We start from the raw sequence: 20,001 nt of genomic DNA, 5'->3' as shown, positions 1-20,001 counted from the left end.
GCCCGCACAGGCGGGCCAATACCAACGGATTCGATCAACGATGTGTGAAATGCGCGACCAGTCTGTCGCCGATGGTCTGCAGAATCTGCACCAGCACCAGCAACAATACGACCGTCACGAACATCACATCGTTCTGGAAGCGTTGATAACCATAACGAATCGCCAGGTCGCCCAGACCGCCAGCGCCCACCGCACCGGCCATGGCCGTGAACGACACCAGCGCAATGGCGGTCACCGTGATCGCCGCCAGAATGCCGGGGCGCGCCTCAGGCAGCAGCGCCTTGACGATGATCTGCCGGGTCGTCGCGCCCATGGCCTGCGTGGCTTCGATGATGCCGCGATCCACTTCGCGCAAGGCGGTCTCTACCAGGCGCGCAAAGAACGGCGTGGCACCGGCGATCAGCGGCGGCAACGTGCCGAGGATGCCCAGTGACGTACCGGTAATGATCTCGGTCAACGGCATCATCACGATCAGCAGGATGATGAACGGCAGCGCGCGCAGCATGTTGACGATCACCCCGACCGTCGCATAAAGCTGCTTGTGCTCCAGCAACTGACGCGGCGAGGTGAGAAACATCAGCACGCCCAGCGGCAGGCCGAGCAGGATGGTGAAACCGAGCGATACACCGAGCATGATCAGCGTGTCGCCAGTGGCCACCCAGATCTCGTACCAGTCGACATTGGAAAACAGGTTCAGAAAAGCGTCCATCAGCGCAGCACCTCCATATGAACATCAGCGGCGGTGAAGCGCGCGAAGGCGGCGTCCATGTCGCCGCCGGTGATGGCCAGCGTCAACTGCCCGTAAGGGGTGTCCTTGATGCGGTCGATACGACCGGCGAGGATGCTGTAATCGACGCCGGTTTCCCGCGCCACCGTGCCGAGCAACGGCGCGTAGGTGGCCTCGCCCTGAAACGTCAGACGCACGATACGGCCCTGAACGTGAGCGAAATCATCGCGCTGTTCGTTTTCGTCGACCTGCTCGTCTTCCTGCACAAAGCGCCTGGTGGTCGGGTGTTGTGGATGCAGAAACACATCAGCGACCCTGCCGTGCTCGACGATCACCCCGGCGTCCATCACGGCCACCTGATCGCAGACGCGACGAATCACGTCCATTTCATGGGTGATGAGCACGATGGTCAGCTTCAGCTCACGATTGATCTCGGCCAGCAGTTGCAAGACCGACGCAGTGGTCTGCGGGTCCAGTGCGCTGGTGGCTTCATCGCACAGCAGGATTTTGGGTTTGGTAGCCAGTGCGCGGGCGATGCCGACACGCTGCTTCTGGCCGCCCGACAGTTGTGCCGGGTACTTTTTGGCGTGATCGGACAATCCGACCCGCTCCAGCAACTCGGCCACACGCTGGTCGATCTGCTTGCGCGGCATATCGCCTGCCAGGGTCAGCGGCATGGCGACGTTGTCGGCCACGGTTTTGGACGCCAGCAGATTGAAGTGCTGGAAAATCATCCCGACCTGTTGGCGGAAACGGCGCAGGCCATTGGCGTCGAGCGCAGTGACGTCTTCGCCATCGACCACGATCTGTCCACCACTCGGGGTTTCCAGGCGGTTGATCAGACGCAGCAAGGTACTTTTGCCCGCGCCGGAGTGGCCGATGATGCCGAACACCTGGCCACTGTCGACGCGCAGGCTGGTGGGGTGCAGGGCCGGTATTTCCTTGCCTGCCACCCGATAGGTTTTGTGGACGTTATGAAACTCGATCACGGAGCGAACCTTGTGGGGGCGCGTTAAAAAATCAGCGCAGTGGATCAATTCCACTTGCTTCGTTACCTCGGCCAGATTGAGCCGGGCGCGCATTTTAGCCTGTCCTGCCCGCTGTGCTTAGCATTTATTTGCAGGCTGTCCTGCGCAATGGACATAACACGACCGTTGGTGATCGCAGGTCGAAAATAAAAGGAACGGCTGTTTTTTGCTCCGGTCACTTCTTGGATACCGTGATTTCCCGCTTACGCCAGGGAAGTCGTATTCAGCGAACCCAACTCAATGATTGGGGCGAGATAAGGAGTCTCTGATGGCTAGCAAGAACGCACCACCTGTAACCCAAACGCCCAAGAGCGAATTGGCAGGTACCGACACCCTGGACCGTGGCAATACCAACGAGAAGCTGGAAAGCCTTGAGCAGTTCCGCTCGGACGCGACCCAGCAGGCCCTGCGCACCAATCACGGTGTCAAGATTTCCGATAACCAGAACACACTGAAAGTCGGCAGCCGCGGCCCATCGCTGCTTGAAGACTTCATCATGCGTGAAAAGATCACGCACTTTGACCATGAGCGTATTCCGGAGCGTATCGTCCACGCCCGCGGTACTGCAGCACATGGCTATTTCCAGACTTACGAAGACCACGGCGCCCTGAGTAAAGCAGGCTTCCTGCGCGATCCGGGCAAAAAGACCCCTGTGTTCGTGCGTTTCTCCACCGTTCAGGGCCCACGCGGCTCGGGCGACACCGTGCGTGACGTGCGTGGCTTTGCCGTCAAGCTCTACACCGACGAAGGCAACTTCGACCTGGTGGGCAACAACATGCCGGTGTTCTTCATTCAGGACGCCATCAAGTTTCCTGACTTCGTGCACGCGGTGAAACCCGAGCCGCATAACGAAATCCCGACGGGCGGCTCGGCTCACGACACCTTCTGGGACTTCGTCTCGCTGGTGCCGGAATCCGCGCACATGGTGCTGTGGACCATGTCCGACCGTGCGATCCCGAAAAGCCTGCGCACCATGCAGGGCTTTGGTATCCACACCTTCCGCTTCATCAACACCGAAGGTAAGTCGAGCTTCGTGAAGTTCCACTGGAAGCCCAAGTTCGGCGTGTGCTCGCTGGTCTGGGACGAAGCACAGAAGCTCGCCGGCAAGGACACCGATTTCCACCGCCGCGACCTGTGGGAGTCCATCGAGATGGGCGACTATCCAGAATGGGAACTGGGTGTACAGATCGTTGCCGAGGAGGACGAGCACAAGTTCGACTTCGACCTGCTCGATCCGACCAAGATCATCCCGGAAGAGCTGGTGCCGGTCACCCCGCTGGGCAAGATGGTCTTGAACCGTAACCCGGACAACTATTTCGCCGAAACCGAGCAGGTTGCCTTCTGCCCCGGCCATATCGTGCCGGGTATCGATTTCTCCAACGACCCGCTGCTGCAAGGTCGCCTGTTCTCCTACACCGACACGCAGATCAGCCGTCTGGGTGGGCCGAACTTCCACGAAATCCCGATCAACCGTCCGATTGCGCCGAACCACAACGGTCAGCGTGACGCACAGCATCGCACCACTATCGACAAGGGCCGCGCCTCCTACGAGCCGAACTCGATCGATGGCGGCTGGCCGAAAGAAACCCCTGCCGGCCCGGTAGATGGCGGCTTCGAGACCTACCCTGAGCGCGTTGAAGCGCACAAGGTGCGTGAGCGCAGCGAATCGTTCGGCGATCACTTCTCGCAGGCCACCCTGTTCTTCCAGAGCATGAGCCATCACGAGAAAGAGCACATCATCGCGGCCTATAGCTTCGAGTTGGGCAAAGTCGAGCGCGAGTACATCCGTGCCCGTCAGGTCAACGAGATTCTGGCCAACATCGATCTGGAGCTGGCCAAACGTGTAGCTGCCAACCTGGGCTTGCCAGCACCGACAGCCGGTACCGTACCTGCGCGTCAGACATCGGTAAAAGAGTCGCCGGCGCTGAGCCAGGTCAACCTGCTGTCTGGCGATATCGTTTCGCGCAAGGTTGCCATTCTTGTGGCTGACGGCGTCGACGGCAAAGCGGTCGAAGCCATGAAGGCTGCACTGACTGCCGAAGGCGCACACGCCAAGGTATTGGGCCCGACCTCCGCACCGGTCAAGACAGCTGACGGCAAGAGCCTGCCAGTGGACGCATCGGCTGAAGGCCTGCCTTCGGTAGCGTTCGACGCAGTGTTCGTGCCGGGTGGCAAGGCTTCGATCGAAGCCCTGAAAGGCGACGGCGTGGCATTGCACTTCATCCTGGAAGCCTACAAGCACCTCAAGGCCATCTCCTTTGCCGGGGAAGCCAAAGAGCTGTTGAGCCTGCTACGCCTGGAAGAAGATGCCGGGCTGCTGGAAGTGTCCGATAGCAAATCGTTCAAAGCGTTCTTCAACGCGATTGCTCAGCACCGTGTGTGGGATCGTGAAGTGAAAGCCAAGGCTGTTCCGGCTTGATCTGACGCTGCTACATCGCTCCCACGCTCCGGCGTGGGAGCGCCTTTCTGAACGTTCCCGCCCCCACATAGACTCCGCAACACTTCTCGTTCCTCACGCTCCGCGTGGGAATGCAGTTCTGGACGCTCTGCGTCCGCTTTGGAGGATCGACTCAGGGCTTCGCTGGCGTCAGGATGATCTGCGCTTTTTCATTGCGCTCGATCTGGCGACGCAATTGCAGCTCGAAATCCGGATTGGCCTTGACCACCCGCTTGGTCAGCAACGTGGCCAGCCACGGATAGTCTTCGGTGCGCGGCACCACCATCAGCACTTCACAGTTGAACGCTACGGTATCCGCTGCGATATCGTCCAGTTGACGACGCAATGCACGTATATCGCCGATCTTGAGTTCAATTGTCGTGCTTTCTGCCGACGGATCGATGAGCTTGGCAACCCTTCTGGCTTCGGCCGCCTTCAAATCCTCTTCGGCTTTTTCCAGCTCGGCCTTGCGCGCATGGGCAATGGCGCCGTTGACGCCGCTGGTCAGCGCCGGTGCCTTGGGCATCAGGGCGCGTGCGCGGCTCAGCGCAGAGGCCGCCGCGTTCATGTCACCCTTCTGCAGGCTGATCTGGCTGCGGCTCAGATAGGCTTCGGCCAAACGACGCTGAAAAGGCTCAAGACGGATGTCGGCAGGATTGGCAGCCTGCAACGCCGCCAATTGGTCCTCAGCCGTTGCCAGCTCATTACCGGCGATGTTCTGCTCAAGCTGAGCGAACGCGTCAGGCTGGGCCTCGGAGGCAGGCGTCTTGACAGTGGGCGCACTCTGGCAGGCACCCAGCAGGATGGAAAATGCGACAAGCAGCAGATAGCGTGGGGCGAACGGCTTCATTCCTGCGATTCTCTAGTTTGCGCAAAAAACGAGCAAGTCTACACCGCTCGCCTGGGTAGAACAAAGCTGAGCAAGAACAACGCTGCAGCGCAAACCACTATAGACGGTCCGGCAGGGGTGTCCTTGAACCACGACAATGATAGCCCGGCACACACGGCTATCACGCCCAACAGGCTTGCGCCCAGCGCCATTTGCTCCGGCGAACGGGCGTGACGCTGTGCCGCAGCCGCCGGGATGATCAACAGCGAGGTAATCAGCAGAACACCGACGATTTTCATCGCCACCGCGATCACCACGGCGATCAGCAGCATCAAGGTCATGCGCAGTGTAGCAACCGGCAGGCCCTCGACCCGCGCCAGTTCTTCGTGCACGGTCATTGCCAGCAGCGGGCGCCACAGCGCGACGATCAGCACCAAAACCAACGTGCTGCCGCCCAGAATCCAGCCCAGATCAGCCGGGCTGATAGCCAGCAGATCGCCGAACAGGTAGGCCATCAGGTCGATGCGCACTTCGTGCATGAAACTGAGCACCACCAGCCCCAGCGACAAGGTGCTTGGTGCCAGAATCCCCAACAGCGTGTCCGAGGCCAGCGGTTGGCGCTGTTGCAACGTGACCAGCAACACCGCCAGCAGCAGGCAGCCGAACGTCACCGCGATGGTCGGGCTGATATCCAGCAGGAAGCCCAACGCGACGCCGAGCAGCGCGGCGTGGGACAGTGTGTCGCCGAAATAAGCCATGCGCCGCCAGACCACGAATGATCCCAGCGGGCCAGCAACCACGGCCAGCGCAACGCCTGCGAGCAAGGCATACAGTAGAAAATCAGCCATGCTTGCAGCTGTCTCCGTGAACATGAGTATGAGGGAGGGACGCAGCGTCATTCACCACCGCGCCATGCAGATCATGGGCGTGGTCGTGATGGTGGTGATAAATCGCCAGGCTCTGCGCATTGTTGCCGAACAGCTCGACAAAGGCGGGGTCATGGCTGACCTGCTCGGGATGCCCGGAGCAGCAGACGTGACGGTTCAGACACACCACCTGATCGGTGGTGCTCATGACCAGATGCAGATCATGGGAAACCATCAACACGCCGCACTGGTGGCGGTCGCGCAGCCGGGTAATAAGGCTGTACAGCTCGGCCTGTCCGGCCACGTCGACACCCTGCACCGGTTCGTCGAGGACCAGCAACTCAGGCTTGCGCAACAACGCGCGCGCCAGCAGAACACGCTGCATCTCGCCACCGGAAATGCCTTGAATCGGGCTGTCGATGACTTTCCCGGCGCCGACTTCTTCCAGCGCCGACGCTGCGGCCGTGCGATCCACACCGGGCACCAGACGCAGGAAACGCAGCACCGACAGCGGCAGCGTCTGGTCCACATGCAGCTTTTGCGGCATGTAGCCGACACGCAGCCTCGGCTTGCGCCAGACGCTACCGGCGTCGGGCTTGAGCAGTCCGAGCACCGCACGCACCAGCGTGGTCTTGCCTGCACCGTTGGGGCCGATCAAAGTGACGATCTCGCCGGGTTTGACGCTCAACTGGATGTCATCCAGCACGTTTTGCCCGGAAAGCGTAACGGCGACCTTGTCCAGACGTATCAATGCATCCGACATCAAGCGGCCTTGCAGCCAGCGCACACGCCGACGATCTCGACCGTCTGGCCTTCGACCGCGAAGCCGACGCCTGCGGCGGCATCGACCACGGCATTGCTGATGGCCGGGTGCTGCAGCTCGATTGCCGCATGACACAGGCGGCAAATCAGGAATTGTCCCTGATGCGCGTGGGTGGGGTGGTTGCAGCCCGTGAAGGCATTGAGCGAGGCAATACGGTGCACCAGCCCGTTTTCCAGGAGGAAATCCAGCGCACGGTAAACGGTTGGCGGGGCCGCACGGCGACCGTCTTCATCACTCAGCACTGCAAGGATGTCGTAGGCACCCAGCGGCTTGTGGCTTTGCCAGACCAGTTCCAGCACGCGACGGCGCAAGGTGGTCAGGCGCAGACCCTGTTTGGCGCACAGCGCATCGGCTTCGGCCAGGGCCGAATGCACGCAGTGAGAGTGGTCATGGGGGCGACTGGCCAGGGGAGTATTGGGCATGAGCAGCGACGATATTGGCTAGAGACGTTATTATGTTACCCGTTCCTGGCTGATATGAGTGATTCGAGTGCGCCGTCTTTTAAATCTTGCTGCTGTTTTCTGGGTCAGCCTGCTGATCATCGCCCCTGCTCAGGCCGAAGTCCGAGTGCTGACCAGCATCAAGCCTCTGCAACTGATTGCAGCGGCTGTGCAGGATGGCGTCGGGACACCGGAAGTGCTTCTGCCACCGGGTGCATCACCGCATAACTATGCGCTGCGCCCATCCGACGTACGGCGCGTACAGGAAGTCGAGTTGCTCTACTGGATCGGCCCGGACATGGAAACCTTCCTGCCGCGCGTCCTTCAGGGCCGCAAACTGCCTGCAGTTGCCGTGCAGACGCTGCCGGGCATGCACTTGCGTCACTTTGGCGAAGACAATGCCTCGCATGATGACCACGAGCATGATCACGACAACGACGCAGACGAACATGACCACGACCACCGGCCCGGCAGTCTCGATTCGCACCTGTGGCTGTCGACCGTCAACGCGCGGGTGATCGCCGCAAAAATGGCCACTGACCTGAGCGCTGCCGACCCTTCCAATGCAGCACGCTACGCCAGCAACGCCGAGGCCTTCAGCAAACGCCTCGATACGCTGGACGGCCGTATCAAGCAGCGTGTCAGCGCAGTGGCAGGCAAGCCCTACTTCGTGTTCCACGAGGCCTTCGATTATTTCGAAGAGGCTTATGGGCTCAAGCATGCCGGGGTATTCGCCATCGCCGCCGAGATCCAGCCCGGCGCCCAGCACGTCGCCGCCATGCGCGAACGCCTGAAAGCTGCCGGCAAGACCTGCGTATTCAGCGAACCACCCCTGCGCCCGCGCCTGGCCGAAACCCTGAGCGCCGGCCTGCCGGTCAAACTGGCCGAACTGGATGGACTGGGCGGCTACACCCCGGCCACCGCGCAGGGTTACGAGCAAGTCCTGCAAAAGCTGGCGGATGATTTGGCAGGTTGCCTGAGCAGTCTCTGACTGCCACCGCCCACATCGCAGCACTGCTGTGTGACGCAGAGCGTCACGAACTGCATTCCCACGCTGGAGCGTGAGGAACGATAGTCGTCAGGGATAACACTATCGTGCCCATGCTCCGCGTGGGCATGCCGGTCTGGACGCTTCGCGTCCTCTTGCGACGCGGAGCCTCACGCACTGCATTCCCACGCGGAGCATGGGAACGAGAGTCAACCCTCCGACGGGTTCAGACGCGCGGAGACAGGTCTGGTCTCAGAGCGCAAACGGCAACGCAATGTGCGCTTCCTGGCGCTCGGCCAGGCGGCGCTCGAACTCCGCAGGGTCATGAATCAGCACGTCCTGACCGGCGAAGGTTTCGGCGGCGATCAAACGTGACAGCCAGAAACGCACGCAAGCGATACGCAACATGGTCGCCCAGAGCTTCGACTCAGCCGCCGTGAACGGTCGCAAGCCCGCATAGGCACCCAGCAAGGCACGGGAGCGGACAGCATCGAGCTGACCGTTTTCGCGGGAACACCAATCGTTGAGAGCAATCGCCAGGTCATACAGCATCGGCCCCGAACAGGCATTGTAGAAATCGATCAACCCGGTCAGGTGCGTCCCTTCGAACAGTACGTTGTCACGAAACAGGTCGGCATGCAGATTGGCACGCGGCAGCGCCATGATCTGTGGTTTGAACGCCTCGATCTCCTGAAGGCTGTTTTCAAGCAGCGCCCGCTGGGTCTCGCCCAGGTGCGACAGAAAATTGCGCCCCTCGCTCAACATCCAGTCCAGGCCGCGATCAGTCTTGCGCTCGACGATCTGCCCACGGGTCGCCAGATGCAGGTTGGCCAGCAACTCGCCAATCTGCACGCAATGCTGGGTGTTCGGCTCGCTGATGTGCTTGCCCGGCAGACGCGGCTGCAAAAGCGCCGGTTTGTCTGCCAGTTCGCGCAGCGCCTGACCATCGGTGGTGCGCAGCGCATAAGGCACCGGCAGATCGGCTTCATGCAGCACGTCGAGCAGTTCGATGAAGAACGGCATCTCCTGAACCGGGCCGCGCTCGACCAGCGTCAGCACGAACTCGCCCTGCTCCAGGCTGATGAAGTAATTGGTATTTTCACTACCGGCAGCGATGCCCTGATAGTCAAGCAGACGGCCGAGCCCGTAAGGGGCGAGAAATGTTTCCAGCTCGGGCCGAGCCAGGGGGGTAAAAACGGACATATCAGGACTGCCAACGATTGAAGTGAATGTAGGGTGCTACCAGCTGAATATTTCCCACTGCGGGATCAGCATGTCCGGTTGGTCCGAACGAATGAAATTGGGGCTTGTACCATCGGCGCGCACCAGAAAATAGGGTTTGCCGTGTTTCGGGGTGATTTTAACCGCATACAGAAAGCCGTTCTGGCGATATTCCTGAATGGTTCTGTCACCGTCGGTGCGAATAGTAACGTCCGGCGCCGCTGAAGGTGGATTTTCTGCTGCAATAGCGAACAAAGGGCAAAAGGCCAACAGTCCGGTCAATATCAGTCGATTTACCTTGCACATGATAACCTTGTCCCTTTGTCGTCAATGGTTCGCGCATTCTAGCGCCGACCCCGCCGAAAAGGTTGATTCTGCTCATGACCCAAGCGCCACTCGTCCTGGTAGACGGTTCCTCTTACCTCTACCGCGCCTTCCACGCACTGCCACCACTGGCCACCTCCAAAGGATTGCCGACCGGTGCCGTCAAGGGCGTGCTCAACATGCTCAAAAGCCTGCGGCGCCAGTATCCGGAAAGCCCGCTCGCGGTGGTGTTCGACGCCAAGGGCGGGACGTTCCGTGATGCGCTGTACAACGACTACAAAGCCAACCGGCCGAGCATGCCGGACGATCTGCGTGTGCAGGTCGACCTGCTGCATGCCTGCGTCAAAGGCATGGGCTACCCGTTTCTGTGCGTCGAAGGCGTCGAAGCCGATGACGTGATCGGCACGCTGGCACGCAGCAGCGCGGCGGCCGATCGTCCAGTGGTGATTTCCACCGGCGACAAGGACATGGCGCAACTGGTCGACGGCCATATCACTCTGGTCAACACCATGACCGGCAGCGTGCTGGATGTCGCGGGCGTGAAAGAGAAATTCGGCGTCGGTCCGGAGCACATCATCGATTACCTGGCCCTGATGGGCGACAAGGTCGACAACATTCCCGGCGTGCCCGGCGTTGGCGAGAAGACCGCGGTCGGTTTGCTGGTCGGCATTGGCGGTGGCATCAAGGAGCTTTACGAGAACCTCGACAAGGTCGCCTCCCTGCCGATCCGTGGCGCCAAGACCCTGGCCGCCAAACTCGAAGAACATCGTGAGATGGCCTTTCTGTCTTACGAACTGGCGACCATCAAGATCGACGTCCCGCTGGACATCGAACTGGATCAATTGCATTGCGGCGAGCCCGACCGCGACACGTTGATGGAGCTGTACGCCGAGCTGGAATTCAAGAGCTGGATCGAAGACCTGCAACGCGACGCCAAACGTGCCGGCCAGGAGCTGACCGTCGAAGAGCCGACCGTTGAGGCCAGAGAAGCGGCTTATGAAGTCATTCTTGAACAGAGCCAATTCGATGCCTGGCTGAAGAAGCTGCAGGCCGCGCCACTGTTTGCCTTCGTCACCCAGAGCAACGGCACCGATGCCCAGCGTGCGCAACTGGTCGGCCTGTCCTTCGCCATTCAGACCCACGAAGCCGCTTACATTCCGCTGACCCATTCATACATGGGCGTGCCGCAGCAGCTGGACCGCGACACCGTGCTCAAGGCGCTCAAGCCGTTGCTGGAAGACCCGGAAAAAATCAAGGTCGGCCAGCACGCCAAGTTCGCCATCAACCTGCTTGCCAATTGCGCGATCGACGGCGATCAGGCTCAAGGCATCGACCTGCAGGGCGTGCGCTTCGACACCATTCTGGAATCCTATGTACTGGACTCCACCGCCACCCGCCACGACCGCGACAGCCTGGTGGCCAAGTACCTGACGCACACGCCGATCAATTTCCAGGAGATTGCCGGCAAAGGCGCCAAACAACTGAGCTTTGACCAGATTGCCCTGGAGCAGGCGGGCAATTACGCCGCCGAAGAAGCGGACCTGACCCTACGCCTGCATGAAGTCTTCGACGCACGGCTGGCCGCGATTCCGACCCTGCAGCCGGTATTGAACGATATCGAGATGCCGCTGGTGCCTGTGCTGGCACGTATCGAGCGCCAGGGCGCGCTGGTCGATGCCAACCTGCTGGGCATCCAGAGCGTCGAACTGGGCGACAAGATGACCGCGCTGGAACGCGAGGCCTTCGCCATTGCCGGCGAAGAGTTCAACCTCGGCTCGCCCAAGCAACTGGGCGTGATTCTCTACGAAAAACTTGGTATGCCGGTTCTCAGCAAGACCGCCACCGGTCAGGCATCGACTGCCGAGGCCGTGCTTGCCGAACTCGCGGAGCAGGATTTCCCGCTGCCCAAGGTGCTGATGCAATACCGCTCGATGAGCAAGCTCAAGAGCACCTACACCGACCGCCTGCCGGAGCAGATCAACCCGCGTACCGGGCGTATTCACACCTCCTATCATCAGGCGGTGGCGGTCACCGGGCGTTTGTCCTCCAGCGATCCGAACCTGCAGAACATCCCGATTCGTACTGCTGAAGGCCGGCGCATCCGTCAGGCGTTCGTGGCTCCGAAGGGCTACAAGCTGCTGGCCGCCGACTATTCGCAGATCGAACTGCGGATCATGGCGCATCTGGCCCAGGACGAAGGCTTGCTGCACGCATTCCGCAATGACCTGGACGTTCACCGCGCGACGGCTGCGGAGGTGTTTGGCGTCGAGTTGGAAAACGTCACCACTGACATGCGTCGCAGCGCCAAGGCGATCAACTTCGGCCTGATCTATGGCATGAGCGCGTTCGGCCTGGCCAAGCAGATTGGCGTCGATCGCAAGCAGTCACAGGCGTATGTCGACCGCTACTTCGCCCGCTACCCTGGCGTGCTGAACTACATGGAGCGCACCCGCGCCCAGGCTGCCGAGCAAGGTTTTGTCGAAACCATCTTCGGCCGCCGCCTGTACCTGCCGGACATCAACGCCAAAAACCAGTCCCTGCGCAAAGGCGCGGAACGCATGGCGATCAACGCGCCGATGCAGGGCACCGCTGCGGACATCATCAAGAAAGCCATGGTGGCGGTGAATGGCTGGCTGGACGAGTCCGGTCTGGATGCTCGGGTCATCCTGCAGGTTCACGACGAACTGGTGCTTGAAGTGCGCGAGGACCTGGTCGATCAGATCAGTGAACAGATCCGTCCACACATGAGCGGCGCAGCGGAACTGGCCGTGCCGTTGCTGGTGGAAGTGGGGGTTGGCAACAATTGGGACGAGGCTCACTGAGCCTGAAGAGGCGAACCTGTGCGCAGGTTCGTCAAATATTGTAGGAAATGTGAACTTTTCTTCACTGCTGGAACTTAACCGTTTGGACAGGAGTCAGACGTGTCGATTGGTTGAAAAATCGATCGTGCTCCTAGTTGTGTTAAGTGTTGGCAGTTATCCAGATCCCACCCTAAGGTCTGGACCTTAAGCCCCGGAACTTCCCCCTCCCCATGCGAAGTCCGGGGTCTTTTTTGCCTGCGATTTACTCCGCAGGCGCCTTGTCTTCCAGTTCCATCCAGTCGGCCAGCACGGTGTAAGCCTCTTCCAGCCCCATGCGCTTGGGGGCCGAGAACAACTGGATGCTCACTGCATCGCCCCAGCCTTTGCGAATCTCGGCCTGAACCTTGAGCAGTGTGTTCTTGGCCGCGCCGTAGGTCAGCTTGTCGGCCTTGGTCAACAGAATGTGCATCGGCATGTTGCTGGCGATGGCCCAGTCCAGCATCAGCACGTCGAAGTCGGTCATTGGATGACGGATATCCATCATCAGGATCAGACCCTTCAGGCTTTCGCGGCTGCCCAGGTAGGCTTCCAGGTGACGCTGCCAGTGCAGTTTGAGCGGGATGGGCACTTTGGCGTAGCCGTAACCGGGCAGGTCGACCAGACGGCGATCTTCGTCCAGGCCGAAAAAATTCAGCAACTGGGTACGCCCCGGGGTCTTGGATGTGCGCGCCAGGCTGGCGTGGGTCAGGGTGTTCAGCGCACTCGATTTGCCCGCGTTGGAGCGACCGGCAAATGCGACCTCAAAACCTTCGTCGTCGGGGCATTGGTCGACCTTGGCGGCGCTGAGCATGAACGTGGCCTGTTGGCACAGACCGAGAATGGGGTTTTTGAGTTGCATGTGATTTCCGGTGAAGACCTGCCTGCAAGGGGTGCGGCAAGAGGTGTCGGTTTCGTTTGGATGCGTGCGCATATAATGACACACCTGTCCCCCGGCCCACACTCACACCGTATCGCGCCGCTCTGACCGGTGTGCTGGAACATTCAGACATGACCTGCTTCACTCCTTATGCAAAAAGGCCGTCCGCGGTCGCCCATTTTTACAACCTCAGCGTTACACTAACGAACTCAGGCTTTCGCGTCCGGTCGAAACCACCGTCGCTTGAAGGCGATTCAATCTGCTCAGGAGTAAAGCATGCGTAATCTGATCATCAGCGCCGCTCTGGTTGCCGCCAGTCTGTTCGGTATGTCCGCCCAGGCCGCCACGCCCATCGAGGCAGGCAAGCAATACGTCGAGCTGGCGAGCGCTGTGCCTGTTGCCGAGCCAGGCAAGATCGAAGTCGTCGAGCTGTTCTGGTATGGCTGCCCGCACTGCTACGCGTTCGAGCCAACGATCAATCCGTGGATTGAAAAACTGCCGTCCGACGTCAAGTTCGTACGCATCCCTGCCATGTTCGGCGGCCCGTGGGATGCACACGGCCAGCTGTTCATCACCCTCGACACCATGGGCGTCGAGCACAAGGTTCACGCCGCCGTATTCGAAGCCATCCAGAAAGGCGGCAAGCGTCTGACCGACAAGAATGACATGGCTGACTTCGTCGCCACACAGGGCGTGAACAAGGAAGACTTCCTGAAAACGTTCGACTCTTTCGCAGTCAAGGGCAAGATCGCCCAGTACAAGGAACTGGCCAAGAAGTACGAAGTGACTGGCGTTCCGACCATGATCGTCAATGGCAAGTACCGCTTTGACCTGGGTTCTGCCGGTGGTCCGGAAAAGACCCTGGAAGTTGCCGATCAACTGATTGCCAAAGAGCGAGCGGCTAGCACAGCCGCCAAGTAAGCGCACATCATGCGCCGCTGGGGCAAAGGCAGTACCCGTATCGTTGGCCTGCATGATCCGCAGGTCAACGAACATCATCTGCTGCAAAACGGCTTGCCGGAAGACGGCAGGCTGCGTTTGCTCAGTTTCAATATCCAGGTGGGTATCAGTACCCAGCGCTACCATCATTACCTGACGCGCAGCTGGCAGCATTTGCTGCCGCATGGCGGTCGAGCTGGCAACCTGCAGAAGATCGGCGATCTGATCAATGAATTCGATCTGGTGGCACTGCAGGAAGTCGACGGCGGCAGCATGCGCTCCGGCTTTATCAACCAGGTCGAGCACCTTGCCCAGCTGGGTGGTTTTCCGTACTGGTATCAACAACTCAATCGCAACCTCGGGCGCCTGGCGCAGCACAGCAATGGTGTGTTGAGCCGTCTGCGCCCGACCAAGATCGAGGATCATCCGCTGCCGGGTCCTGCCGGGCGCGGCGCAATTCTCGTGCGCTTCGGCGAGGGCGAAGATGCCCTGGTCGTGGTCATGATGCACCTGGCGCTGGGGACCCGAACCCGAACCCGGCAGCTCGCCTACATTCGCGAACTGATCGGCGGTTACCGCCATCAGGTGCTGATGGGCGACATGAACACCCATGCCAACGACCTGCTGGAACACTCGCCGCTACGGGACCTGGGGCTTTTGGCTCCGCAGATAGAAGCAACCTTCCCCAGTTGGCGACCACAACGTTGCCTCGATCACATTTTGCTCAGCCCGACCCTGACGCTCGAACGTGTGCAGGTGCTGGCACAGCCCATTTCCGATCATCTGCCTGTCGCTGTCGAGATTCGCCTGCCTGACTCACTGCGTGGGGACTCACTGCCTGTGCCCTCTGGTGGAAGCCTTGCATGAGCGACGACGCGGAGCGTTGGAAAGAGAAATACCTTAAAGGGATCGAGCAACAGGACAAGCTCGAAAAGCGCTGGGATGCGCGGCTCGATTTGTTGCGACGCGGTCTGGTACGCAGCAGTCTGGCGGCAGAGGGCTCTGACCGCGCCGTCGACGAATGCATGAAGGAGATGCGCGAAATTGTCCGCAAGGATGATATGGACGCGGGCCTGGCAGCCCTGATCCCGCGCCTCGAAAAGGCCGTACTGGACTCTGAACAACGCCGCGAAGTACGGGCCGCGCAAATCAGCTCGGCACTGACCGCACTGGTTGCGCAACTGCAGTCATTGCCGCTGCCACGCGACGTACGCAAGCCACTCAAGCGCTTTGCCAAGGAGCTTGAAGAGCGTGCCTCACAAGCCCGTGAGCTGCCCTTGCTGCTCGGCGAGTTGAGCAATTTGCAGGGCCAGGCCCTGACGCAGGTTGAAAAACCCGAGGAAGGTCCGCGCCAGGGATTGCTGCAACGCCTGTTCGGTTCGCGCGAAGGCCAAGGCAACGATACTCATCCCGAGGCTGCTCACCCCGAAGACCCCACCTCGGCACCGGACACGCATGAGCCCGATGCAGAGCCGCAGGCAGCAAGCACTCACGCCCCGGCAGACATCGCTCATGGCGAAGCCGAGGCCGATGACTCACCTGCCACCGTAGCAACCGCGGCCACAGACAGCACACCGCCCACGCCTGTCCCGGAAACCGATACGCCTGCCGTCGTGACACCCGCCGCTGCAACGCCTGAAGAACCTGCACCATCGGTCACGGCTGCGGATATTGCTCCAGCACCGGCAGAGTCCTTCGCCGAACCTGCACCTGTCACTGTCGAACCCATCGATTTCGCGGATCTCCTGGCGCCTGTTCCGTCAGTGCCCTATCAACAACGGCCCGCGCCAATCGACGCGACAGTTGAAGAACCCGACGCAGAGGCCGAGCAGCAGCCCGAGACGGCAGAAGGCGAAGAAGGCTACGCTCTACCCTCATCACCCGAGCCCAGCTACAGCTCGGTGGCTGCGCATATTGAACAAACCCTGCTGGGCCTGCTGGACGACCTGACCCTCTCCGAGCACTTTCGCCCGCAGGTTGAGGATATGCAGTTACGCTTGAAACATGGGCTTAACTGGTACGAATTGCTGCCGATCCTCGACGATATGGCGGTGCTGATGCTGGCGATCAACAACGGCGGTCAACAGGAGTTCGGCACCTACCTCAAGCAGCTCAATGAACGGCTCGAATCGTTTCAGAGCCACTTGCAGGCGGCCAGTGAAGATCACGCCGAGGATCAGTCCACCGCGCGCGACCTCAACGACCAGTTGCGCGAACAAGTGGGCGGTCTGCAAAGCAGTGTTCAGGACGCCTCCGATCTGCCCAGCCTCAAGCGGGTGCTCGACAATCGGCTTGAAGCCCTGCTCGGCACCATGGATCACTACCAGCTCAAGCGCGATGCACGCGAGCGCGAAGTGGCCTCGCGACTGCAAGGTCTGGCAGCCCGCGTCGCGAGTATGGAACAGGAAGCCCTGGGTTTCAGGACTCACCTGGAAGAACAGCGTCAAAAGGCCCTGATCGACCCGCTCACCGGACTGCCCAATCGAGCAGCCTGGGGCGAGCGCCTCGAACAAGAGATGGCCCGGTGGCAGGAAGAAAAAAACAGTCTGTTGGTCTGCATTCTGGACCTGGACCATTTCAAACGCATCAACGATGGTTACGGGCATCTGGCTGGCGACAAGGTATTGAAGATTGTCGCCAATGTGTTCAGCAAACGCCTGCGCGCCAACGACTTCCTCGCACGCTTTGGCGGCGAAGAATTTGTCATGCTGCTGCCTGCAACACCTCCTGCCACGGGGCTGACGCTGCTCGACGAACTGCGCGCCGCCGTAGAGTCATGCCCCTTCCACTTCAAGGGTGAGCGAGTCACCATCACCGTGTCCATTGGCCTGACGGCTTTTCGCCCCGGAGAACGGAGCGACACCGCTATCAAACGTGCCGACCAGGCGCTTTACAAAGCCAAGGAGAACGGCCGGAACCGCATCGAACAAGGCTGACTGAAACATTTTGACCTGAACAAATAGTCGGCGGCCCATGCTATTTGTACACATTTTGTTATGATGTTTCATTTCCTGCCGACGCTGCCGACCTCATGAAGCTGTATTTCTCCGCCTTTATCATGCTCATCCTCACTGCCTGCGCCAGCGGCCCCAGGCTGGACACCAGCCACCCCTCGGTAAATTTCGATGGCCGAGCCCAGTATGTGGTGATGCACTACACCTCGGCGTCGCTGGAACGCTCGCTGCAATTACTGACCCATGGCGAGGTCAGCGCCCACTACCTGATCGGTGACGACAGCAAGGCCACCATCTACAAGCTGGTCGATGAAAACGCGCGTGCCTGGCATGCCGGCGAAAGCGAGTGGGAAGGCCGCACCTGGCTCAACTCCAGTTCGATCGGCATCGAGATCGTCAACCCGGGCTTCAAGGAAACGCCGACAGGTCGCCTGTGGTATCCGTACACCGAAGCGCAGACCCAGTCGATCATTGTCCTGCTCAAGGACATCGTCAAACGTAACAGGATCGACCCCAAACACATCATCGGTCACAGCGACATCGCCCCGTTGCGCAAGCAGGACCCGGGGCCGCTGTTCCCGTGGAAACGCCTCGCTGCCGAAGGTCTGGGGAACTGGCCGGACGAACGCCAGGTTGCCCAGCGTCAGGCATTGCTGGCAGCCAACCTGCCGAGCATCACCTGGTTCCAGCAGCAATTGGCACGCCTGGGCTACAGCACTCCGCAAACCGGTGAGCTGGACGTCGCTACGCGCCAGGTACTGGCCGCGTTTCAGATGCACTATCGCCCGGCACGCTTCGACGGCGAGCCCGACGCACAGAGCGCGGCCATCCTGCAGGTGCTCAATCACTCGAATTGAAGCGCATGGGGGCTGGCGCTCAGTCAGCCGATGAGGGCCTGGCGATCAAGCCCTCAGAGCGGTAAAGCCATATAGAACTGCGTGCCCTGCCCTGGCCTTGAGTACACGCCCATTCGTCCGCCGTGCAGTTGGACGATCTCCTTGCAAAGCGCCAGCCCGAGCCCGGCGCCGCCTTTCTTGCGACCCACCTGGACGAAGGGTTCGAAGATCCGCCCCTGCTGTCCGTAGGCAATGCCTTCACCGTTGTCCTCGACACTGATGATCGCCCGCTCGCCGTGACGCCTGGCCTGCAGGCGGATCAGGCCGTTCGGCGGCGTGTGACGCAATGCATTGTCCAGCAGATTATCCAGCACCCGCTCCAGTTGAGACTGATCGGCATGCAGACGCGGCATGGGCTCCTGCATATCCAGCATCAGCACAATATCCTGCTCCTGGGCCTGATCCTCGAAGCGCGCCTTGGCTTCCTGCAGCAAGGTCTCGACGGAGCAAGGTGCAAGTTTCAGCTTCTGCAGACCGTTCTGGTAACGCGAGAAATTCAGCAGGTCGTTGATGAGCTGCATGAGGCGCTGCATCTCTTCGGTGACTGTATTGAGCAGATCGGCCTCACGGGACTCGGGAGCGAAATGCAGACGCTCCTGAAGAAGGCCGAACGCCATGTGCATACCCGTGACCGGCGTGCGCAACTCATGCGAGGCGCGCAGGACGAACTCGCTGCGTACCCGCTCGAAAGCACGCTGTTCGGTCACGTCGTGCAGCACCATCACAGCACCCAGGATGTGGCCCTTGGTGTGACTGACCGGTGTCATGCTGTAGGTCAGCAATCGAGACTCGCCGTCGATTTCGATGGCCAGATCTTCCGGCGCGCGCTCCAGCGTTCCGCCCCGCAGCACCAGATGCAGTTGCTCATCCAGTTCTGGACGGCTCAATGCCTCGCCGAGACTTTGCCCAAGGCGACTCTCGTCCCATCCGAGCTGGCGCTGCGCAACAGGGTTCAGGTGCTCCAGGTGCCCCTGGCGATCGATCATCAACAGGCCGTCGTCGATACTGTCGAGGACCGCTTGCAGGCGCTGCTGGCCCGCCAGAAGCTCATCGACGTTGGTCGCCTGATGCTGACGCAGGGCTTCGGCCATGATGCCGAAGCGCCGGGTCAGCAGGTTCATTTCTGCGGCCGAGGAAATGGGCAGCGTGACCTCGTAATCACCTTCCCCAATGCGATCGGCAGCCTTGGCCAGCGCCTCGATCGGTGCACCGAAACGGCGGGCGATGCCGTGCGCGGTCACAAAGCCGATGCACAGCACCGCCAGCCCGACCAGCCCCAACAAGCCGGCGATCCACAATGCACGGTCCCTGGAATTGATCTCGGCGGTGCTGATGTTCTCCAGTGCCTTGCGATGCACACTCAGCAGACCGTTGCGCAGAGCGTCGAAACTCTCGCTCAGTTGCGGGTTGCCCCGCATGCCTCGCGGATCATCGCCATATTGCTTCCAGGTGGCAATGAATCGCTGATAATCGCCCCGGGTCTTCTCAAAACCGTTACGCACATTTTGCTGGGTGTCCTGCGCCGACCCTTCCTCCAGCAGTTCTTCGAACTGCTGCTGGATTCTGTCCAGCTCAGCCTCATTGCGATTGGCACCGGTCATCAACGCCAGTTGATCACCCATGTTCTGGCGCAACTTCAAACCCAGATCGAGGATGGCGAAGTTATGCTGAATCAGTGATTCCTGAGTACGGGCCATCTGCATGACACTGACGAGCCCCAGCAGCAGCCCGAGCAACGCGACCGTGATAAGCGCCGAGATACTCAGGAAGAGGCGAGTGCGCAACTTCATGGCCAGCTTCATTTGAGGTATT

General features: G+C 60.4%; 17 protein-coding genes. 7 read left to right on the top strand and 10 right to left on the bottom strand.

Features of this window, described 5'->3' with window-relative positions; translation table 11 throughout:
* Positions 1 to 34: 34 nt before the first annotated feature.
* Entirely contained in the window at positions 35 to 709 is a 675-nt protein-coding gene (locus tag PI739_RS07180; RefSeq protein ID WP_003317371.1) for a methionine ABC transporter permease, read from the bottom strand.
* On the bottom strand, positions 709 to 1,716 hold the full coding sequence (locus tag PI739_RS07175) for a methionine ABC transporter ATP-binding protein (RefSeq protein WP_003317372.1): 1,008 nt from the start codon (positions 1,714 to 1,716) through the stop codon (positions 709 to 711). Before PI739_RS07175 ends, PI739_RS07180 begins: the two co-directional genes overlap by 1 nt.
* Positions 1,717 to 2,023: 307 nt before the next feature.
* On the opposite strand from PI739_RS07175, the gene katE reads away from it, so the two are divergent.
* Positions 2,024 to 4,174: a catalase HPII gene (katE, locus tag PI739_RS07170; protein WP_003367375.1), complete on the top strand. Its 2,151-nt coding sequence runs from the start codon at positions 2,024 to 2,026 to the stop codon at positions 4,172 to 4,174.
* Positions 4,175 to 4,325: 151 nt separating this feature from the next.
* On the opposite strand, the gene PI739_RS07165 is transcribed toward katE, so the two are convergent.
* Genes PI739_RS07165 through PI739_RS07150 form a run of 4 tightly spaced genes read right to left on the bottom strand, consistent with a single transcriptional unit; the run spans position 4,326 to position 7,132 of the window.
* Entirely contained in the window at positions 4,326 to 5,042 is a 717-nt protein-coding gene (locus tag PI739_RS07165; protein ID WP_271351607.1) for a PA5502 family lipoprotein, read from the bottom strand.
* Positions 5,043 to 5,080: 38 nt separating this feature from the next.
* Entirely contained in the window at positions 5,081 to 5,869 is a 789-nt protein-coding gene (gene znuB, locus PI739_RS07160) for a zinc ABC transporter permease subunit ZnuB (protein WP_003432227.1), read from the bottom strand.
* A complete protein-coding gene (gene znuC, locus PI739_RS07155; RefSeq protein ID WP_003367380.1) occupies positions 5,862 to 6,650 on the bottom strand; it encodes a zinc ABC transporter ATP-binding protein ZnuC in 789 nt (262 codons plus the stop codon). The genes znuB and znuC overlap by 8 nt, the downstream gene beginning before the upstream one ends.
* Positions 6,650 to 7,132: a Fur family transcriptional regulator gene (locus PI739_RS07150; protein ID WP_003425978.1), complete on the bottom strand. Its 483-nt coding sequence runs from the start codon at positions 7,130 to 7,132 to the stop codon at positions 6,650 to 6,652. The genes znuC and PI739_RS07150 overlap by 1 nt, the downstream gene beginning before the upstream one ends.
* A 67-nt stretch (positions 7,133 to 7,199) precedes the next feature.
* Between PI739_RS07150 and znuA the strand changes: the two genes are divergently transcribed.
* Complete coding sequence (gene znuA, locus PI739_RS07145; protein WP_072365153.1) at positions 7,200 to 8,141, top strand: zinc ABC transporter substrate-binding protein ZnuA; 942 nt, start codon at positions 7,200 to 7,202, stop codon at positions 8,139 to 8,141.
* 249 nt (positions 8,142 to 8,390) lie between these two features.
* On the opposite strand, the gene PI739_RS07140 is transcribed toward znuA, so the two are convergent.
* Together PI739_RS07140 and PI739_RS07135 are read right to left on the bottom strand one after the other, a co-directional pair.
* A complete protein-coding gene (locus tag PI739_RS07140; protein WP_271351605.1) occupies positions 8,391 to 9,341 on the bottom strand; it encodes a homoserine kinase in 951 nt (316 codons plus the stop codon).
* Between the two features lie 36 nt (positions 9,342 to 9,377).
* Positions 9,378 to 9,665 carry a DUF2782 domain-containing protein gene (locus PI739_RS07135; RefSeq protein WP_271351604.1) on the bottom strand — a complete coding sequence of 96 codons (288 nt, stop codon included), beginning with the start codon at positions 9,663 to 9,665 and terminating at the stop codon, positions 9,378 to 9,380.
* A 74-nt stretch (positions 9,666 to 9,739) separates the two neighbouring features.
* On the opposite strand from PI739_RS07135, the gene polA reads away from it, so the two are divergent.
* Positions 9,740 to 12,505: a DNA polymerase I gene (polA, locus tag PI739_RS07130; protein WP_058416125.1), complete on the top strand. Its 2,766-nt coding sequence runs from the start codon at positions 9,740 to 9,742 to the stop codon at positions 12,503 to 12,505.
* Positions 12,506 to 12,746: 241 nt separating this feature from the next.
* Here the strand turns inward: polA and yihA are convergent, their stop codons facing one another.
* Complete coding sequence (yihA, locus tag PI739_RS07125) at positions 12,747 to 13,382, bottom strand: ribosome biogenesis GTP-binding protein YihA/YsxC (protein ID WP_003341625.1); 636 nt, start codon at positions 13,380 to 13,382, stop codon at positions 12,747 to 12,749.
* Between the two features lie 294 nt (positions 13,383 to 13,676).
* On the opposite strand from yihA, the gene PI739_RS07120 reads away from it, so the two are divergent.
* From PI739_RS07120 to PI739_RS07105, 4 genes are all read left to right on the top strand, one after another.
* Positions 13,677 to 14,321, top strand: a complete 645-nt coding sequence (locus PI739_RS07120) for a thiol:disulfide interchange protein DsbA/DsbL (protein ID WP_003432225.1) — start codon at positions 13,677 to 13,679, stop codon at positions 14,319 to 14,321.
* 9 nt (positions 14,322 to 14,330) lie between these two features.
* A complete protein-coding gene (locus PI739_RS07115; RefSeq protein WP_003367393.1) occupies positions 14,331 to 15,206 on the top strand; it encodes an endonuclease/exonuclease/phosphatase family protein in 876 nt (291 codons plus the stop codon).
* Positions 15,203 to 17,275: a GGDEF domain-containing protein gene (locus tag PI739_RS07110; protein WP_003432224.1), complete on the top strand. Its 2,073-nt coding sequence runs from the start codon at positions 15,203 to 15,205 to the stop codon at positions 17,273 to 17,275. The genes PI739_RS07115 and PI739_RS07110 overlap by 4 nt, the downstream gene beginning before the upstream one ends.
* Positions 17,276 to 17,370: 95 nt before the next feature.
* Complete coding sequence (locus PI739_RS07105; protein ID WP_054081224.1) at positions 17,371 to 18,150, top strand: N-acetylmuramoyl-L-alanine amidase; 780 nt, start codon at positions 17,371 to 17,373, stop codon at positions 18,148 to 18,150.
* A 53-nt stretch (positions 18,151 to 18,203) separates the two neighbouring features.
* Here the strand turns inward: PI739_RS07105 and PI739_RS07100 are convergent, their stop codons facing one another.
* Positions 18,204 to 19,991 carry a KinB sensor domain-containing domain gene (locus PI739_RS07100; RefSeq protein ID WP_003367399.1) on the bottom strand — a complete coding sequence of 596 codons (1,788 nt, stop codon included), beginning with the start codon at positions 19,989 to 19,991 and terminating at the stop codon, positions 18,204 to 18,206.
* Between the last annotated feature and the right edge of the window lie 10 nt (positions 19,992 to 20,001).

This window comes from Pseudomonas cerasi (genome assembly GCF_027983475.1).
Classification (GTDB): domain Bacteria; phylum Pseudomonadota; class Gammaproteobacteria; order Pseudomonadales; family Pseudomonadaceae; genus Aquipseudomonas; species Aquipseudomonas cerasi.
The sequence above is the reverse complement of the archived record's forward strand: the minus strand, read 5'-3'. Positions and strand labels throughout refer to the sequence as shown.

What these genes read in the sequence shown, in the direction of transcription:
- PI739_RS07180 (WP_003317371.1), bottom strand. Translation starts at nt 709, where the DNA reads ATGGACGCTTTTCTGAACCTGTTTTCCAATGTCGACTGGTACGAGATC.
- znuB (WP_003432227.1), bottom strand. Translation starts at nt 5,869, where the DNA reads ATGGCTGATTTTCTACTGTATGCCTTGCTCGCAGGCGTTGCGCTGGCC.
- PI739_RS07135 (WP_271351604.1), bottom strand. Translation starts at nt 9,665, where the DNA reads ATGTGCAAGGTAAATCGACTGATATTGACCGGACTGTTGGCCTTTTGC.
- yihA (WP_003341625.1), bottom strand. Translation starts at nt 13,382, where the DNA reads ATGCAACTCAAAAACCCCATTCTCGGTCTGTGCCAACAGGCCACGTTC.
- PI739_RS07100 (WP_003367399.1), bottom strand. Translation starts at nt 19,991, where the DNA reads ATGAAGCTGGCCATGAAGTTGCGCACTCGCCTCTTCCTGAGTATCTCG.
- PI739_RS07110 (WP_003432224.1), top strand. Translation starts at nt 15,203, where the DNA reads ATGAGCGACGACGCGGAGCGTTGGAAAGAGAAATACCTTAAAGGGATC.
- PI739_RS07115 (WP_003367393.1), top strand. Translation starts at nt 14,331, where the DNA reads ATGCGCCGCTGGGGCAAAGGCAGTACCCGTATCGTTGGCCTGCATGAT.
- PI739_RS07120 (WP_003432225.1), top strand. Translation starts at nt 13,677, where the DNA reads ATGCGTAATCTGATCATCAGCGCCGCTCTGGTTGCCGCCAGTCTGTTC.
- PI739_RS07140 (WP_271351605.1), bottom strand. Translation starts at nt 9,341, where the DNA reads ATGTCCGTTTTTACCCCCCTGGCTCGGCCCGAGCTGGAAACATTTCTC.
- katE (WP_003367375.1), top strand. Translation starts at nt 2,024, where the DNA reads ATGGCTAGCAAGAACGCACCACCTGTAACCCAAACGCCCAAGAGCGAA.
- znuC (WP_003367380.1), bottom strand. Translation starts at nt 6,650, where the DNA reads ATGTCGGATGCATTGATACGTCTGGACAAGGTCGCCGTTACGCTTTCC.
- PI739_RS07165 (WP_271351607.1), bottom strand. Translation starts at nt 5,042, where the DNA reads ATGAAGCCGTTCGCCCCACGCTATCTGCTGCTTGTCGCATTTTCCATC.
- polA (WP_058416125.1), top strand. Translation starts at nt 9,740, where the DNA reads ATGACCCAAGCGCCACTCGTCCTGGTAGACGGTTCCTCTTACCTCTAC.
- PI739_RS07105 (WP_054081224.1), top strand. Translation starts at nt 17,371, where the DNA reads ATGAAGCTGTATTTCTCCGCCTTTATCATGCTCATCCTCACTGCCTGC.
- PI739_RS07150 (WP_003425978.1), bottom strand. Translation starts at nt 7,132, where the DNA reads ATGCCCAATACTCCCCTGGCCAGTCGCCCCCATGACCACTCTCACTGC.